This is a genomic window from Streptomyces sp. NPDC056738, from assembly GCF_042790435.1.
Taxonomy (GTDB): Bacteria; Actinomycetota; Actinomycetes; order Streptomycetales; family Streptomycetaceae; genus Streptomyces.
Window position 1 is genome coordinate 331,593 of the sequence record NZ_JBHTZF010000010.1, and the last position, 17,844, is coordinate 349,436.

At 73.2% G+C, this 17,844-nt stretch carries 11 protein-coding genes; 10 read left to right on the top strand and 1 reads right to left on the bottom strand.

Translation table 11 applies throughout. From position 1 onward, the window contains the following. Positions 1–14: 14 nt before the first annotated feature. The 8 genes from ACFRIC_RS26665 to ACFRIC_RS26700 all read left to right on the top strand — a co-directional run bounded on the left by ACFRIC_RS26665 (position 15) and on the right by ACFRIC_RS26700 (position 13,754). Entirely contained in the window at positions 15–1,421 is a 1,407-nt protein-coding gene (locus tag ACFRIC_RS26665) for an ABC transporter substrate-binding protein (RefSeq protein WP_382790332.1), read from the top strand. A gap of 7 nt (positions 1,422–1,428) precedes the next feature. Then, entirely contained in the window at positions 1,429–2,769 is a 1,341-nt protein-coding gene (locus ACFRIC_RS26670; RefSeq protein ID WP_382790335.1) for a carbohydrate ABC transporter permease, read from the top strand. Continuing rightward, the gene (locus ACFRIC_RS26675) at positions 2,766–3,677 is read left to right on the top strand and encodes a carbohydrate ABC transporter permease (protein ID WP_382790338.1); all 912 of its coding nucleotides are present in this window, start codon (positions 2,766–2,768) and stop codon (positions 3,675–3,677) included. Before ACFRIC_RS26670 ends, ACFRIC_RS26675 begins: the two co-directional genes overlap by 4 nt. A 153-nt stretch (positions 3,678–3,830) precedes the next feature. Beyond that, complete coding sequence (locus tag ACFRIC_RS26680) at positions 3,831–6,113, top strand: CDP-glycerol glycerophosphotransferase family protein (RefSeq protein ID WP_382790340.1); 2,283 nt, start codon at positions 3,831–3,833, stop codon at positions 6,111–6,113. A gap of 123 nt (positions 6,114–6,236) precedes the next feature. After that, positions 6,237–8,396, top strand: coding sequence for a CDP-glycerol glycerophosphotransferase family protein (locus tag ACFRIC_RS26685; RefSeq protein ID WP_382790343.1), 2,160 nt, complete (start codon positions 6,237–6,239; stop codon positions 8,394–8,396). Position 8,397: 1 nt separating this feature from the next. Continuing rightward, positions 8,398–10,608, top strand: a complete 2,211-nt coding sequence (locus ACFRIC_RS26690; protein ID WP_382790346.1) for a CDP-glycerol glycerophosphotransferase family protein — start codon at positions 8,398–8,400, stop codon at positions 10,606–10,608. 140 nt (positions 10,609–10,748) lie between these two features. After that, a complete protein-coding gene (locus tag ACFRIC_RS26695) occupies positions 10,749–12,008 on the top strand; it encodes a hypothetical protein (protein ID WP_382790478.1) in 1,260 nt (419 codons plus the stop codon). Positions 12,009–12,092: 84 nt separating this feature from the next. Next, the gene (locus ACFRIC_RS26700; protein WP_382790349.1) at positions 12,093–13,754 is read left to right on the top strand and encodes a hypothetical protein; all 1,662 of its coding nucleotides are present in this window, start codon (positions 12,093–12,095) and stop codon (positions 13,752–13,754) included. A 101-nt stretch (positions 13,755–13,855) separates the two neighbouring features. Here the strand turns inward: ACFRIC_RS26700 and ACFRIC_RS26705 are convergent, their stop codons facing one another. After that, positions 13,856–14,269, bottom strand: a complete 414-nt coding sequence (locus ACFRIC_RS26705; RefSeq protein ID WP_361681287.1) for an organic hydroperoxide resistance protein — start codon at positions 14,267–14,269, stop codon at positions 13,856–13,858. 125 nt (positions 14,270–14,394) lie between these two features. Between ACFRIC_RS26705 and ACFRIC_RS26710 the strand changes: the two genes are divergently transcribed. Next, entirely contained in the window at positions 14,395–14,892 is a 498-nt protein-coding gene (locus ACFRIC_RS26710; protein WP_382790354.1) for a MarR family winged helix-turn-helix transcriptional regulator, read from the top strand. A 1,678-nt stretch (positions 14,893–16,570) separates the two neighbouring features. Beyond that, a complete protein-coding gene (locus tag ACFRIC_RS26715) occupies positions 16,571–17,836 on the top strand; it encodes a glycosyltransferase 87 family protein (RefSeq protein WP_382790357.1) in 1,266 nt (421 codons plus the stop codon). Positions 17,837–17,844 lie beyond the last annotated feature (8 nt).

Consider the following 17,844-nt stretch of genomic DNA (forward strand, 5'->3'; position numbering starts at 1 on the left):
AGAACGGGGCAGTGATGCGCAGCATTCCTCAGATACGCAGGTCGCCCGATCACTCCACCCGCCGCGCGCGCAGAGCCGCACAGGCCGCGGCGGCCGCCGTCGTCGCGGGCGCGCTCACGCTGACGGCGTGCGGTGGCGGCGGCGGTGACGACAAGGGAAGCGACGGCGGCAAGGCCACGGAGAGCGGCGGCGCGGGATCCGTCTCCCTGCCCAAGCTCGACGGCGCCACCCTCGAGGTCGCCGCCGTGTGGACCGGGGCGGAACAGGCCAACTTCAAGAAGGTGCTCGCGGAGTTCGAGAAGCGCACCGGCGCGAAGGTCACCTTCGTCCCGGCGCAGGACCCGATCATCAACTTCCTCGGTTCGAAGATCGCGGGCGGCGCGCCCCCGGACGTGGCGCTGCTCCCCCAGGTCGGCGCGGTGAAGCAGGCCGTCGACAAGGGGTGGGCCAAGCCCGTCGGCCCGGACGCGCAGGCCCAGTTGACGAAGAACTACGCGCAGGGCTGGCAGGACCTCGGCAAGGTCGGCGGCAAGCAGTACGCCGTGTACTACAAGGCCGCCAACAAGTCCCTGGTCTGGTACAACACCAAGGTCTTCGAGAACGCGGGGGCCAAGGAGCCCAAGACCTGGAAGGAGTTCCTGGCCACCGCGCACACGATCTACGACTCCGGCGTCACCCCGGTCTCGGTCGGCGGCGCCGACGGCTGGACGCTCACCGACTGGTTCGAGAACATCTACCTCTCCCAGGCGGGGCCCGAGAAGTACGACCAGCTCGCCCAGCACAAGATCAAGTGGACGGATCCGTCCGTGAAGGACGCGCTGACCACGCTGGCCCAGTTGTGGGGCGACAAGAACCTCATCGCGGGCGGCCCGGACGGCGCGCTCCAGACGGAGTTCCCGGCCTCGGTCACCCAGACGTTCACCGGCGGCGACCAGCCCAAGGCGGGCATGGTCTTCGAGGGCGACTTCGTGGGCGTCAACATCGCGGAGACCAAGGCGAAGATCGGGACGGACGCGAAGGTCTTCCCGTTCCCGGCGGTCGGCGACAAGGCGCCGGTGGTCAGCGGCGGTGACGCGGCCGTCGTCCTGAAGGACTCGAAGGCGGCCCAGGCGCTGCTGACGTTCCTCGCCTCGCCGGACGCGGCGACCGTCCAGGCCAAGCTCGGCGGCTACCTCTCCCCCAACAAGAACGTGGCCGGGTCGGCCTATCCGAACGCGGTCCAGCAGGCCATGGCCAAGGCGCTGATCGCGGCGGGCGACGACTTCCGCTTCGACATGTCCGACCAGGCCCCGCAGGCCTTCGGCGGCACGCCCGGCAAGGGCGAGTGGAAGGACCTGCAGGACTTCCTGAAGAACCCGAAGGACGTGGCGGGGGCACAGGCGAAGCTCGAATCGGACGCCGCAGCGGCCTACAAGGGCTGATCCGGTCATGACGTCGGCGACGGCCGGGGGCACCGCACCGGTGCCCCCGGCCCGTACACGCAAGAGCGTGACCGGGACCCGCAGGACGGTGGCGGTGCTCTTCCTGCTGCCCGCCCTGGTGCTGCTCGGCGCGCTCGTGGTCTACCCGATCGGGTACTCGGTCGTGCGCAGCTTCTACGACCAACAGGGCGACGGCTTCGCCGGGTTCGACAACTACAAGGCGCTGTTCACCGACGACGGGATCCGCACGGCGCTCAAGAACAACGTCATCTGGGTGGTGTTCGCCCCGACGGTCGCGACCGCGCTCGGGCTGATCTTCGCGGTGCTCACCGAACGGGTGCGCTGGGGAACGGCGTTCAAGCTGGTCGTCTTCATGCCGATGGCCATCTCGATGCTCGCCGCCGGCATCATCTTCCGGCTGGTGTACGACCAGGACCCGGACAAGGGCGTCGCGAACGCGGTGTGGGTGGGGGTGCACGACACCTTCGCCCCGGCGTCGGCGTTCCCGAAGGCCCACCCCGGCCGGGAGTCGCCCCTGACGCCCGACGCGGGCGGATTCGTCACCCGGAACACCGTGCACACCGGGCAGTCCGTCGCCCTGCCGCTGGTCGGCGTCGCCCCGGACCAGATGCCGGGCAGCGCGAGGAAGGCGGTGCGGGCGGCCGCGGACCCGGGCCGGGTCACCGGCACGGCCTGGCAGGACTTCACCCGCGGGAAGGGCGTCGGCAGGCTCGGCCAGGTCGACCCGAGCGAGCTGGGCTACGCCGGGATGAGGATCGAGGCGGTCAAGGACGGCGAGGTCGTCGACTCGGCGAAGGTGGGCGACGACGGCACGTTCTCGCTCTCGGGCAAGGCGGACGGCGCACGGCTGCGGCTTCCGGCGAGCAACTTCGCGGAGCCGTACAACGGGGTCGACTGGCTGGGCCCGTCCCTGGTCACCCCGGCCATCATCGGCAGTTACGTCTGGATGTGGGCGGGCTTCGCGATGGTGCTGATCGCGGCGGGCCTGGCGGGTGTGCCGCGCGAACTCCTGGAAGCCGCCCGGGTCGACGGGGCGAACGAGTGGCAGGTGTTCCGCCGGATCACCGTGCCGCTGCTGGCGCCGGTGCTCGCGGTCGTCGCCGTGACCTTGATGATCAATGTGCTGAAGGTCTTCGACCTGGTGTTCATCATCGCGCCCGGCTCCTCCCAGGACGACGCGAACGTGCTGGCCCTGGAGCTGTACCGCAAGGGCTTCTCGGAGGGCAGGCCGGGCGTGGCGAGCGCCATCGCGGTGTTCCTGCTGCTGCTGGTGATCCCGGTGATGGCCTTCAACGTCCGCAGGCTCAGGCGGGAGGTGCGGCGATGAGCACGCATGCCGGACAGTTGACGAAGACGGTGACCGCCACCGCCGTGGACAGGGCGCGTCCCTCGCTCGGTTCACGGATCACGAGCGGGCTGGGCAGCGGCGTCGTACGCGTCTTCCTGCTGCTCGTCGGCCTGTTCTGGCTGGTGCCGACGATCGGGCTGCTGCTGTCCTCGCTGCGCAGCCCCGAGGACATGAGCGGCAGCGGCTGGTGGAAGGTGTTCACCGCGCCCTCGCAGCTCACCGTGGACAACTACCAGAAGCTCCTCGAGAACAGCGACATCACCAACTCGCTGCTCAACACGGTGCTGATCACGGTTCCGGCGACCGTGCTGGTCGTCGTGATCGGTTCGCTCGCGGGCTACGCCTTCGCCTGGATGGAGTTCCCGGGCCGCGACTGGTGGTTCCTCGGCGTGGTCGGTCTGCTGGTCGTGCCGGTGCAGGTGGCGCTGATCCCGATCGCCGAACTCTTCGGGAAGATCGGCGTCTTCGGGTCGGTCACCGGCGTGGTCCTCTTCCACGTCGGCTACGGACTGCCCTTCGCGGTGTTCCTCCTGCGGAACTTCTTCGCGGAGATACCGAGGGAGCTGCTGGAGGCGGCCCGGCTGGACGGCGCGGGTGAACTGCGCCTGTTCACCCGGGTCGTGATGCCGCTCGGCGGTCCCGCGATCGCCTCGCTGGGGATCTTCCAGTTCCTGTGGGTGTGGAACGACATGCTGGTCGCGCTGGTGTTCTCCGACTCGGGGAGCCAGCCCATCACGGTCGCCCTCCAGACACAGGTACGCCAGTTCGGCAACAACATCGACGTGCTGGCGCCGGGTGCGTTCATCTCGATGGTGATCCCGCTGGCCGTGTTCTTCGCGTTCCAGCGGCAGTTCGTCTCCGGAGTGATGGCGGGCGCGGTCAAGTAGGCAGGTCGCGAGGGGTGTTCGAGGGGCGGGCCGGTCACCGGCCCGCCCCTCGCCGTTCACCCGGCGTCCCCCGGATGCCACATCTGGCGTAACCAAGTCACCCCTTCGGCCGTTCCCGGGCAGGTATGCCCGCGCCGACCCATGGATGTCCCCGTGCCCAGGTTCAGTGTCATCGTCCCCGTGTACAAGGTTCAGGCGTACCTGCACGAGTGCCTCGAATCCGTCCTCGGACAGTCCTGCCCGGATCTCGAACTCATCGCGGTCGACGACTGTTCACCCGACGCCTGCGGGGCGGTCATCGACGAGTTCGCGGCCCGCGACTCCCGCGTTCTCGCCGTGCACCTGCCCGAGAACGTGGGCCTCGGCCGCGCGCGCAACGCCGGTATCGACCGCGCCACCGGGGACTACCTGATCTTCCTGGACAGCGACGACACACTCACCCCGGACGCGCTGCGGGCCATCGCCGGCCGGCTGGAGGAGACGGGCGACCCGGACGTCCTGGTGTACGACTACGCGCGTACGTACTGGTCGGGCGAGGCCGTCCGGAACCAGGCCGCGGCGCAGCTCACCGAGGAGGGTCCGGCCCCGTTCCGGCTGGACGAACGGCCCGGACTGCTGCGGCTGCTGATGGTGGTCTGGAACAAGGCGTACCGCCGGGACTTCGTCGAGCGCTCGGGCCTGCGGTTCCCGCCCGGCTACTACGAGGACACGCCCTGGACGTATCCGGCGCTGATGTCCGCCGGGACGATCGCGACCCTCGACCGGGTCTGCGTGCACTACCGCCAGCGGCGCCACGGCAGCATCCTCGGCACCAGCAGCCGCAAGCACTTCGACGTCTTCGAGCAGTACGACCGGGTCTTCGCGCATGTCGCCGCGCACCCGGAGCTGGACCGGTGGCGACCCGTGCTGTTCCGGCGCATGATCGACCATTTCGCCACCGTGTTCGTGAAGCGGGGCCGGCTGCCGCGCGAGGCCCGGGCGGAGTTCCTGCGCAAGGCCCGTGCGCACCACCGCCGTTACCGCGTCCCCGGTGTGCCGGCCGCTCCGGGCAGCCGGCTGCGCCACGCGCTGGTCGGCCTCGGCACCCATCGCGCGTACCGGCTGCTGTCCTTCCTGTCGCGGGTCAGGACGAGAGCCGTGCGGCCGATCGCCGGGCTGCGGCGCGCGGTGCGCGGCGCCGCGCTCCGGTTCCACTACCGCGTGCAGCTCCGTCTCCCGCTGCGCTCCGACCGTGCCGTGTTCTCCAGCCACGGGGGCCGGGGCCACGGCTGCAACCCGGGGGCCCTGGAGTCCGCGTTCCGCAGCTTCGCGCCGCACATCCGCACCGCGTGGATCGCGGACCCCGAGCACCACCACACGATCCCGGACCGGACGCGGCGGCTGCGTCCGGGCACGGCGGCGTACTGGACGGCGCTGGCCCGCTCCAAGTACCTGGTGAACAACGTCGACTTCGACCGGCGGCTGGTCAAGCGGCCCGGCCAGATCATGATCCAGACGCAGCACGGGACCCCGCTCAAGCGGATGGGACTCGATCTCCAGGACCGCCCGGCCGCCGCGCGCGGCACCGACTTCGCCGAGCTGCTGCGCGGTGCCGACAAGTGGGACTACTGCCTGTCCGGCAACCGCCATTCCACGCTGGTCTGGGAGCGGGTCTTCCCTTCCTCGTACACGACACTGGAGTACGGACTGCCCCGCAACGACGTGTACCAGCACGCGACGCCGGCGGACGTGGAACGGCTGCGCGCCTCGCTCGGCATCCCCGCGGGCACGGTCGCCGTGCTGTACGCGCCCACGTACCGGGACTACCGGCACAGCCGGCCGCGCACCCCGGACCTGGAGCGGGTGCTGCGCGAGCTGGGCCCGCGCTTCGTCGTGCTGGCCCGCGCCCACCCCGCCTACGGGGCGCCGCTCACGGAGACGACGGGTGGCCGGGTCATCGACGTGTCCGGACATCCGAGCGTCGAGTCGCTGTGCCTCGCCTCGGACGCGCTGGTCACCGACTACTCGTCGCTGATGTTCGACTACGCGGTCCTGGACCGGCCGATCGTCGTCCTCGCGGACGACTGGGAGGCGTACGAGGCGGCCCGCGGCACCTACTTCGACGTGCGCGCCTCCCCGCCGGGCGCCCTCGCGCGCGACGAGGACGAGCTGATCGACGTCTTCGCGACCGGGCAGTGGCGCGGCCCGGACGCGGCCCGGCTGCGGGCCGCGTTCCGTGAGCGGTTCTGCCCCTACGACGACGGGCGGGCCGCCGAACGGGTCGTACGGCACGTGGTGCTCGGCGAGAGCGCCGGACTGCCCCCGTTCGTCCCCCTCGCGGAACGCCGGCCGGTCCCCTCGGCCCAGGCGGCCCCGGCACGTGTCCCGGCCACCGACCGACCGCTCGCGGGCGTCCCGGCTCCGGGGGGCGTCGTTCCGCTGACCGAGACCCTCTGAACCGGAGTCCGCGTGCCCTCCAGTCCCTCGCGGCCCACGCCCACCCGGCCCTCCACCTGGCGGCCGGCCGGGCGCCCCGGGCGATGAACCCCCCGTCCGGCGCCCCTTGAGAGAAAGAGCAGAATGCCCCGCTTCAGTGTCATCGTGCCCACCTTCGAAGTCGCCGGGCACCTGGCCCGCGCGCTGGACTCGGTCCTGTCCCAGTCCTTCGGCGACTTCGAGCTGATCCCGGTCTGCGACGAGCCGGACGCCCCGGCCGCCGGGGTCGCCGCCGCGTACGCGGACCGGGACTCCCGGGTGGTCCCGGTCCATGCGCCGCCGTCCCCCGGACTGGGCGCGGCGCGCAACGCCGGGATCGCGGCGGCGAAGGGCGCGTACCTGCTCTTCCTCGACGGCGACGACGAGCTGGTGCCGGGCGCCCTGGCCGCCCTGGACGCGGGTCTCGCGGCGGGCGTGGACGTCCTCTACTTCGGGCATCAGCGGGTGCACTGGTGGGAGGGCGAGCCGAGCACACCCCCGCTCGACAAGGCCCCGGAGGTGCTCGGCGTCCACGTCCCGGCGTGGAGCGCCGTGTACCGCCGCGGCTTCGTGGCCGAGCACGAACTCGCCTTTCCCGAGGGGCATCACACGGACACGGGCTGGGGCGGCCTGGTGACCGTGGCGGCCGAGCGGCCGGCGGTGCTGCGGACGGTCTGCGTACGGCATCGTCTGCGCCGCCAGGGCAGCCGTCTCAACGCCCCGGGCGAGCATCACTTCGACCTCCTCGACCAGGTCGAGCGGGTCCTCGTCCACGCCTCGCGGCGGACCCTGCCCGCGGCCCGGTCGAAGGCGCTGTTCGGCCAGCTCTTCTCGCTGGTCCTGAAGACGGCCGCGCATCCGGTCCGGGTGCCCGCGCGCCGCCGCCGCGCCTTCTTCCGCCGGGCGGGCAAGCTCTACCGGCGGCACCGCCCGGCCGGGTTCCGGGCTCCGGCGGGCAGCCTCGGGGTGCAGCACCTGCTGCTCGCGGCGGGCGCGTACAGCGCGTTCCGCGCGCTGCGCGGCACGAACCGGGCCGTCTCCGGTGTGCTGCGCCGGGTGCCGCGGGGGCGGACCCTGCGCACCCGGGCGCGCTACGCCCTCCAGCTCCGCCGCCCGCTCGACGAGAACCTCGCCGTGTACTGCGCCTACTGGGGCCGGGGTTACGCCTGCAATCCGGCGGCGATCCACGCCAAGGCCCGCGAACTGGCCCCGCACATCCGGTCGGTGTTCCTGGTCGAGCCGGAGGCCGTGGACGCGCTGCCGAAGGACGTCGAGCACGCGGTGATCGGCAGCCGGCGCGCCTGGGAGGTGCTGGCGCGCGCCAAGTACCTGGTCAACAACGCCAACTTCGCCGACGGCGTGGTCAAACGGCCCGGGAGCGTGCACCTCCAGACCCAGCACGGCACACCGCTGAAGAGGATGGGCGTCGACCAGTCGACGTTCCCGGTGGTGGCCGCCGCGACCGGCAGCTTCACCAAGCTGCTGGCCCGGGTGGACCGCTGGGACTACAACCTCTCCTCCAACCGCCACTCCACCCAGATGTGGGAGCGGGCCTTCCCGGGCGGCTACGAGGCGCTGGAGTACGGCTATCCGCGCAACGACGTCTACTGCACGGCGAGCGCCGAGGACGTGGCCCGGGTCCGCGAACGGCTCGGGGTGCCCGAGGGCCGCACGGCGCTGCTGTACGCGCCGACGCACCGCGACCACAGCACCGGCTTCGAGTCCCGGCTGGACCTGGAGGCGTTCTGCGAGGCGATCGGCGACCGGTTCGTCGTCCTGCTGCGCGCCCACTACTTCTACGACGAGGGCCGCGGGCGCGGCAGCGGACGGATCATCGACGTGACCGGACACCGGTCCTCCGAGGACGTCTGCCTGGCCGCCGACGCGCTGATCACGGACTACTCGTCGATCATGTTCGACTACGCCAACCTCGACCGGCCCGTCGTCGTGTACGCGGACGACTGGGAGGTCTACCGGGAGACCCGGGGCGTCTACTTCGACGTGCTGGAGGAGCCGCCGGGCCGGGTGGCGCGCACCCCGGACGAACTGGCCGCGCTGTTCGCCGACGGCTCCTACGCGGATCCGGGCGCCGCCGCGCTGCGGGCCCGCTTCCGTGAGCGCTTCTGCCAGTTCGACGACGGCAGGGCCGCCGAGCGGGTGGTGCGCAGGGTGCTGCTGGGCGAGTCCCCGGAGACGATCCCGCCCGTCCTGCCGCTCGCCGAACGCGTCCCGGCTCCGGCCGCGTCCACCCTCGTAAGGAGCTGACGTGCCCCGCTTCAGCATCATCGTCCCCGTCTTCAAGGTGCAGGGCTTCCTGCGCGAGTGTCTCGACTCGGTCCTGGAGCAGTCGTACACGGACATCGAGGTCATCGCCGTCGACGACTGTTCCCCGGACGGCTGCGGCGCGATCCTCGACGAGTACGCGGCCCGCGATCCCCGGGTACGGGTGCTGCACCTGCCGGAGAACGTGGGGCTCGGCCGTGCCCGCAACGCCGGGATGCCGCTCGCCGGCGGCGACTACCTCTTGTTCCTCGACAGCGACGACACCCTGACACCGGGCGCGCTGGGTGCCGTCGCCGACCGTCTGGACGAGACCGCCGATCCGGATGTGCTGGTCTTCGACTACGCGCGCACCTATTGGTGGGGCGGCACCCGCAGGAACGTGCTGGCGCGGGTCCTCGCGGAGGCCGGCCCCGGCACCTTCTCCGCGGCCGAACACCCGGAGATCCTGGATCTGCTGATGGTGGTGTGGAACAAGGTCTACCGCCGGGCGTTCGTGGAGCGGGAGGGCTTCGCCTTCCCGCCGGGGTACTACGAGGACACGCCCTGGACCTTCCCGGTGATGCTCAGCGCGGAGCGGATCGCGGCCCTGGACCGGATCTGTCTGGCCTACCGCCAGCGCAGGCAGGGCAACATCCTGTCCACCACCAGCCGCAAGCACTTCGACATCCACGACCAGTACGACCGGGTCTTCGCGTTCGTCGCCTCGCGGCCGGAGCTCGCGCACTGGCGCCCGTATCTGCACCACAAGATGGGTGAGCACTGCCTCGACATCCTGTCCAAGGAGGACCGGCTGCCGGAGGAGGACAAGGCGGAGTTCTTCCGGCTGACGGCGGCGCTGTTCCGCAAGCACCGGAGCGGTCCCGTTCCGCCCGAACTGCGGGTCCTGGAGGGCGGTTTCACCCGCTACCGGGTACGGCGGCAGGCGGACCGCGCGGGCCGGGAACTCGGCCGGCGCGGACAGCAGGTCCGCCGGGCCGTCGCCGCGCGGGTCAAGCACGGCTGGTCCGCGGTGCACGGACACCGGCCGCTGGACCCGCACCTGGCGGTGTACTCGGCGTTCTCCCACCGGGGCGTGCTCGGCGATCCGGCGGCGGTGTACGCCGCGGCGCGTGAACTCGCCCCGCACGTGAGGGGGGTGTGGGTGGTGCGCGACGAGGAGCAGGCGGCGCTGCTGCCGCCGGACACCGAGCACGTCCTGCTCGACTCCCTGGCCTACCGCCGTATCACCGCGCGGGCCACGTACTTCGTGAACAACGTCAACTGGCCCGGCTCGCTGGTCAAGCGCCCCGGCAGCGTCCACGTCCACACCCATCAGGGCACCCCGCTGAAGTACATGGCCGCGGACCTGCTGCACAAGCCGGGGGCACGGCACGGCGTCGACGTGCCGCAGATGCTGCGCCGCGCCGACCGCTGGGACTTCAGTCTGGTCGCCAACCGGCACTCGGAGCTGGTCTGGGGCCGCGCCTACCCCTGCCACTTCACCTCGCTGCGCAGCGGCAGCCCCCGCAACGACGTCCTGGTGCGGGCCCGGCCCGAGGACGGGCGGGCGGCCCGGGCGCGCCTGGGGATCCCGGCCGGGAACCGGGTGCTGCTGTACGCGCCGACGCGCCGCGAGTACGTCCGCGGCGGGCATGCCGAGCGGCTCGACCTGGCCGCGTTCGCGGACGGCCTCGGCGCGGACCACACCCTGGTCGTACGGCTGCATCCCTCGCTCGCGGACGGTCCGGCGCGCGGGATGGGGCTGGCCGAGCTGCACCGGCGCGGGGTCGTGGTCGACGCCACGGACGAACCGCGGGTCGAGGACGTGATGCTGGCCTCGGACGCCCTGGTGACCGACTACTCGGCCCTCATGTTCGACTACGCCAACCTCGACCGGCCGATCGTGCTCCTCGCCGACGACTGGGGCGCGTACGCGGCGAGCCGGGGCGCCTACTTCGACATCACGGCCGACGCGCCGGGACATGTCGCCCGTACGCAAAGGGAGTTGGCGGAGCTGTTCGCCACGGGGGCCTGGCGGGACGGGGAGTCGGAGCGGCTGCGGGCCGGATTCCGGTCACGGTTCTGCGAGTTCGACGACGGCCGGGCCGCCGAGCGGGTGGTGCGCACCCTGATGCTCGGCGAGCCGCCGGTACCGCCGCCGGTGACCGCCGCCCTGCCCGCCCAGGCGGGCCACGACGTCCTCGCGTCGTCATGAGCGCCGCCTCGAACCGCCCCGCCGCGAACGGCACGGCGGCCGGTGCGGCCTTCGGCGTCCCGGGCGGCTGCGGCGGCGCGCCCGGGTCGGCGCGGTCCCGCCGGTTCCGGGCGCGGGTCCCGCGTTCGGCCCGTGGCCGGGTGATCCTGATCGCCGTCGTCTTCGCGGTCCTCCAGCTCGCCAACGTCACCAACCGGGACACCCCGGACACCAAGAACTATCTGACGTACGCGCTGGACCTGAGCGGCTACAGCAAGCAGGAGGCCGCCGCGCTGACCATCGACTACGTGTGCGCGGGCAAGGCGTCCGTGGCCCGGCGCAACCAGGCCGTCGACGTGGTGCGCTTCCACCGCCCGAGTCCGACCCGGCGGGTCGTCGCCGAGTGCCGGCGCGAGCAGTGGCGGGGGGTGTCCGCGCGGCTGGCGGCCGGGCCGACGACGGGGCACACCGTGCCGTTCATGCCGCCCCGCTTCATGCGGATCTTCGAGGCACGGCCGGGATATCCGGTGCTGCTGGTGCCGTTCGTGACGGTGCTCGGAGTGACCTGGGGTCTGTGGGCCTCGGCCGTGGCCGTGACGGTGGCCGGGGGCGTCCTCGTCTTCCTCCTGCTGCGCACTCTGCGCACCTCCACCGGCGCGGCCCTGACCGGGCAGGCCCTCTACTACGTCCTGCCGTGCGGCACGACGGCGATGCGCCCCATGACCGAGGGCCTGATGATGGCCCTGACCCTCGCGGCCCTGTGGGGCTGCGCGCTGGTCCTGGAGGGCCACCGCGCGCGGGCCGGGATCGGGCTGGTCGGCGGCTGTCTGGCGGTCCTGTTCACGGTGAAGCATTCGCAGGCGCTGTTCCTCGGGCTGTGTCTGGGCGCCGCCTGCGCGGTGCTGATGGCGCGGCGACGGCGGTGGGGCGGGCCGCTGCGGACGCTGGGAGTGGTGGCGGGCTGCGGCGTGCTGGCCACCCTGCTGCTCGCGAAGGTCCTGCACTACCCGTCCCAGTCGGAGAGCGTGCAGGATCTGCTCACCGGGCACTACGCGCGTCCCGACCGCGTCCATCCGTGGCCGGAGTTCCTCCATCTGGAGGCGGCCTTCTGGATCGAGTGGACGCGCCGCCAGTTGTGGGAGCCGCTGTTCCTCGCGGCCGTGGTGGCGGCCGGGTGGGGGGCGCTGCGCAGGCATCGGGCCTTCGCCGTGTTCCTGCTGGCGGCGGCGGGCACCGGGGTGCTCAACCAGGCCGCGCATCCCGACATCAACGTCTGGGGCGACCGGCTGATCGTGCTGCTGTGGCTGCTGCCGGCGGTGGGCCTGCCCCTGCTGCTGGACACGGTCGCCCGCCCCGGCACGCGGCTGTCCGGCGGTCTGGTCCCGGGGCCCCAGAGGAGGGAGTCCGAGGTCGCCCGATGAGGTGATCAAGGGCTAGGCCGCCGATCGCGGCGGGCATATAGGGCAGATGCCGGAAACCGCCGTTCCCCGTTCCCCCGCCGCCCGATGAGCGCCGACGTCGTCACCCGGCGGGAGGCCGTCCTCGGCGCGACCGCGCTGCGCAAGCGGGGCCGCCCGCGCCCGACGCCGTATCAGGTCTGGGGCGGCCTGTTCTGGCTGGTGATGACGCTCGTGTACTGGCGGATCCCGTTGTGCTGCGACGCGGGCCAGCACGCGGCGGTCGTCGAACGGCTGCGGGCGGACCTGCTGCACCCGCGCCATCCGATGGCGGACCTGCCGGGCGCGGGCAGCCCGTACTACTCGCCGTACGCGGTGGCCGAGGGCGCCTTCGCCCGGCTGACCGGACTCGGCGGCTGGGCGGTGGTGCGGCTCGCCGGGCCCGTCAACCTGCTGGTGCTGCTGACCGGCATCGGCCGCTTCACCCGGGTGCTGACACCCCGTCGCGCGGCGCCGGTCCTGTGTCTGTTCGCGATGGTGCTGCTGTGGGGCACGGAGCGGGCCTGGTGGAGCGGCTACCTCGGGCTGATGTCGATGACCGGCAACCTGGGCTACCCCTCGACGTTCGCGATCGGGCTGGCCTTCTGGGCCTGGGCGCTCACCGCCCGGCGCGCGGCGGGCACGGGGGGCCTCGTCCGGTTCGTCGGCCCGGGCGGCCTGGGGAGCTGGTGGGGGTACGCGGGGCTCGGCGTCCTGTACGGGCTGATCCTGCTCGTGCATCCGATCACGTCGATCGCGGCGGTGCTGGGCGGGGTGGCGTTCGTGGCGGCCCGGCAGCGCGGGCGGCGTCCTGCGGTGGTGTGCCGGTGGCTGCTCGCGGGCGCGGTGGCGCTCCTCGTCGCGTACGCGTGGCCGTACTTCGACGTGTTCGCGCTGACCGGGGACCGCAGCGTCGACGCCATGCACGAGCAGTTGTACGACCGGATGCCCGGACACTTCTGGCTGGCGCTGACCGGGTTGCCCGCGCTGTGGCTGCGGGGCCTGCGCGCCCGGCGGGGCGAGGGGCACGGGTGGCGCGATCCGCTGGTGCTGATGTTCGCGCTGGAGTGCGCGGTGGTGGCGTACGGCTGGGTGAGCGGGCACTACACGTACGGCAGGATCCTCGGGCTCACGCTGGTGCCGCTGCAGTTCGCGCTCGGGGTGGAGCTGGCGGAGCCGCGGCCGTGGGGGCCGTGGCGGCGGCTGCTGGGCGGAGTCGCGGCCGCGGGCGCGCTGACCGGGTTCCTGACCGTGCAGGCGGGGGCGGTGGTGCCGCGCTCGCTCGACCCGGTCGGCTTCGCCCAGCCGCCGCGCTGGCCGACGTACGACTGGGCGGCCCGGTACATCCGGCCCGGCGAGGCGGTGATCGCGGACGGGTACTACTCGGTCCATCTGCTCGCGGGCTACGGCCCGGATCTCGCGGCGCCCGCCTGGCCCGACCCCGCTCTCGCCGAGAGCGAGCGGCTGCGCCGGCTCACGGCGGTGCGCGCCTATCTCGCCCCGTCGTCGACCCGGGCCGAACGCGTGGCGATCGCGAGCCGGTACCACGCCCGCTGGCTGCTGCTGACGCGCTGGCGGCCGGTGCCCGAGGAGGCGACGGTGGTGGCGTGGAGCCGGGAGACCGGGGAGGTGCTGGCCCGGATCGGGCCGGGAGCCGGTTCCCGCACCGGCGCGGCGGCCGGCACGGATGCCGGCGCGAAGGGCGATGCGGGTGCCGGGTCGCGTCCGTGACGGCGCGTCAGGCGCGCTTCCACGGACACGACCCGAGGCCGGTGCGGCGGTTCCGTGCCGCTCGATGACGGACCCTCCGGCACCGGCCCGCTCGGTGCCGGCTACTCGATGACGAGCTCGACCGGGATGTTGCCGCGGGTGGCGTTGGAGTAGGGGCAGACCTGGTGGGCCTGCTCGACCAGCTTGCGGCCGGTCTCCTCGTCCACGGTGTCGGGCAGCTCGACGCGGAGCGTGACGGCCAGGCCGAAGCCCTCGCCCTGCTTGCCGATGCCCACCTCGCCGGTCACGGCGGCCTGCGTGACGTCGACCTTCGCGGCGCGGCCGACCAGGCCGAGGGCGCTCGCGAAGCAGGCCGCGTACCCGGCGGCGAAGAGCTGCTCGGGGTTGGTCCCCTTGCCGCTGCCGCCCATCTCCACCGGAATGCCGAGCTCGAGGTCGAGCGTGCCGTCGGAGCTGACGGCACGGCCCTCGCGGCCGTGGGTGGCGGTGGCGACGGCGGTGTAGAGCGCGTCCATGCGGACCATCCCTCTCAGGTCGGAATCGTGGCGGGGGCTGCCGGTCCGGCGACCCCACGACCAGAATTAGAGCACGCAATTCAGTTGTGCACAACTTAATTGCTCGCTAGAGCTATCCTGAGGGCATGACCGCAACACCCGCCCCGAGCGCCGGGGCCCCCGTCGCGGGGGACTTCCTCCGCCTCGACGAGCAGATCTGCTTCTCGCTGAACGCCGCCTCGCGCGCCTTCGGCGGCGTCTACCGGGTCCTGCTGAAGGACCTCGGGCTCACCTACCCGCAGTACCTGGTCATGCTGGTGCTGTGGGAGCACGGCGAACTGCCCGTGAAGAGGGTCGGCGAGCATCTGCGGCTCGACTCGGGCACCCTGTCGCCGCTGCTGAAGCGGCTGGAGGCGGCGGGCCTCGTACGGCGGGAGCGCAGCGCGCGCGACGAGCGGTCCGTGCAGGTGGGACTCACCGAAGAGGGGGCGGCGCTGCGGGAGCGGGCGCTGGACGTGCCGCGCCGCATCGCGGCCGCCACCGGGGCGGACCTGGAGGAGATCCGAGAGCTCCGGGCCCGGCTGGACCGGCTGACCGCGGCGCTGGACGAGGCGGCCCTGTCCGAGGCTCCGGGATGCACGTAGGCCGGCGCACGTAGAGGCGCAGCGTCACGCCCCGGCTCGCGATCCGCTCCACGGACTCGAACTGCTCCCCGACCACGGCGAGCTTGAGGCGCTCGGTCGCCTCCGCCGGGGACCAGGCCCGGCGCGTCGCGAAGGGCGCGGCGAAGACCCACACCCGGTCGAGCCGGTCCAGCCTGCGGCGCAGTTCGGCGGGGTCCGCCTCACGGCCGTACAGGGTTCCGGACGCGGGTGCCGGGACGCTCAGCGCGATGTCGCGGATCCCTCGGAAGCCCCTGGGGTAGGCCAGGGCCGCTCGCCGCGCGAGGGACGGCAGGAACAGCACCGGGTCGCCGGGGCGCAGTTCGCGGTGGGCGACGGCGGCGACGGCGGCCAGGTCGTCGGGGCGGCGGTCGGGGACGCGGTCCGCGCGCAGCAGCGGGAGCTGGACGGCGAGGACGAGGGCCACCGCGAGGACGCCGGTGGGGACGGCGTGGGGCAGCAGCCGCGGGAGTCTCGTGGCGAGGTGGTCGGCTCCGGCGGCCGCGAGCAGCGGGGCTCCGGCCAGGGCGTACAGGACGTAGCGCTCGTCGTAGAGCGGCCGCCAGTGGGACACGGTCAGCAGCACGGCCGGGGGCACGGCCGCCAGGGGCAGGGCGACGGCCGTGAGCGAGAGGGTGCCGCGCGGGGTCCGCTCGGGCCGGAACGCGAGGGCGGCGAGGACGAGGTAGGGCACGATGACGAGCCGGGCCGGGCCGGTGAACAGCCCGAGCAGCCGTCTCGCGCTGGCGAGTCCGGTGCGCGGCAGCCAGGCGACCTGCGCGGACTGGCCGTGGGAGACCAGGAGGAGGGGCGCGAGCACCAGGGCCGTGGCCGCGGCGGCGAGGGCCCAGGCCCGCCACACCCGCGCCGGCACCCGGGCGAGCGCCAGTGTCGTGGCGTGGGCGAGGAGCAGGAGCAGGGCCATCTCGTGCAGCAGGCAGGTGACGGCGGCCGTCGCTCCGTAGGCGATCCAGGGGCCGGGCCGGGTGGAGCGGGCGGCCCCGACCAGCAGCAGGGTCGCTCCGGCCGCCCCGGCCGCGACGAGTGCGTAGGAGCGGCCCTCCTGGGCGAAGTGGCCGGTCATGGGTGTGACGGCGTACAGCAGGCCCGCCCACAGACCGACGCGCGGGCGGCCCAGCCGGACGCCGAGCGCGGCCACGAGCCCCGCGGTCGCGGCGGCGCCGCAGACGGAGGGCAGGCGCAGGGCGACCTCGCCGGGGTGCGGGGCGAGGACGGGGTGCATGAGGAGGTAGTACAGGCCGTGCACGGCGTCCACGGAGTGCAGCAGGTGCCAGATCTGGGGCACCGAGCGCTGGGCGACCTGGAACGTGACGGCCTCGTCGCGCCACATGCCGCCGCGGTCGAGCCCCCACAGGCCGATCGCGAGCATGGCCAGGACGGGCGCGAGGACGGCCAGGACGACGGCCGCCCTGTGCCGGCGCCGGGACGGGCGGCACCGGTCCCGGCCACGGGACGACGCGCCACCCCGGGCGGCCGGAGGCCGAAGGGCCGGGGGCCGGGCCGCCGGACGCCTCGCCGTCGGCGGCCTCATCCACGCATACACCATGAGGGCGATTTTTTGCTATTAAACAACGTTTAGCCGGTATTGACGGCGTATCGCACGGTACGACCCATCCATGCGGCTTACGATCCCGACTTGATGAGCCCCTCCCGAAAGCACCGCACGCTCGCCCTCGCCGCCGCCTGGCTCGCCACCCGCGCCCTGATGCTGTGGCTCCTCGCCCACGACCGGCTCGCCCCGCTGGGCCGGGGTGGGGTGTCGCGCGAGGTGGGCCATCTCTACTTCCACTGGTACGGCGTGCTGTCCCAGGGCGCGTTCCCGGTCGGTGACCGGCTGTGGCAGTACCCGCCGGGGGCCGGCCCGGTGCTGCTCGCACCGGGGCTGCTGCCGGGACTGACGTACTTCACCGCGTTCGTGGCCTGCACGCTCGCCGCCGACGCGGTGATCGCCGCCGCCCTCACCCGTGCCGGGCTGCGGCCCGGACGCAGTCCGCGCGGCGCCTGGCTGTGGGTGCTGGGCCTGCCCCTGCTGCTGCACATCCCGCTGGCCCGGTACGACGTGCAGGTCACCGCCTTCGCCGTCGTCTCGCTGCTGGCGCTCTCCCGCGGCCCGCGCGTGTGCGGCGCGTTCGCCGCGATGGGCGCCCTGGTGAAGGTCTGGCCCGCGCTGGCGCTGATCGGGACCCCGCGGGGCCGCGGCACGCGCGAGGTGTGGACCTCGGCGGTGATCACCGCGGCCGCGCTGCTCGCCGTCCTCGCGGCCCTCTTCAGCGGCCCGTTCGACTTCCTGCGCCAGCAGAGCGGCCGGGGTGTGCAGATCGAGTCCCTCGGCGGCACAGTCCTGGGCCTCGCGCGCCACGCCGGCTGGCCGGGCACCGCCCGCTACCAGTACGGCGCGATGGAGTTCGTCGGTCCGTACACCGGCGCGGTCGCGGCCTGCTCGCTCGCCCTGACCGTCGCCGCGTTCGGGCTCGTGCTGCTGTGGCGCGTCCGCGCACGGCGCTGGACGGAGGCCACCCCGTACGACGCGGCGCTCACGGCCGTCCTGCTGTTCACCGTGACCAGCCGGGTGATCAGCCCCCAGTACATGGTGTGGCTGCTGGGCCTCTGCGCCGTCTGCCTGACCTCGCGGCACACCACGCAGCGCCCGGTCGCCGTGCTGGTCCTGGTGGCGACGGCGGTCAGTTCGGTGGCCTATCCGGGGCTGTACGGCGAGGTGGTGCGCAGCACCTGGACGGGCTGTCTGCTGATGCTCGTACGCAACGGCCTGCTGGCGGCCGCGGCGGGAGTGTCCTTCGTACGGCTGTGGCGGTCGGGGCTTCCCCCGGCCGCCCCGCGCCGTGTGCCGGCGGGGCGGGAGCGCGGTCCTCACCGGGTTCCCACCGGGCTCCGAACGCGACACTGACCGCCTCT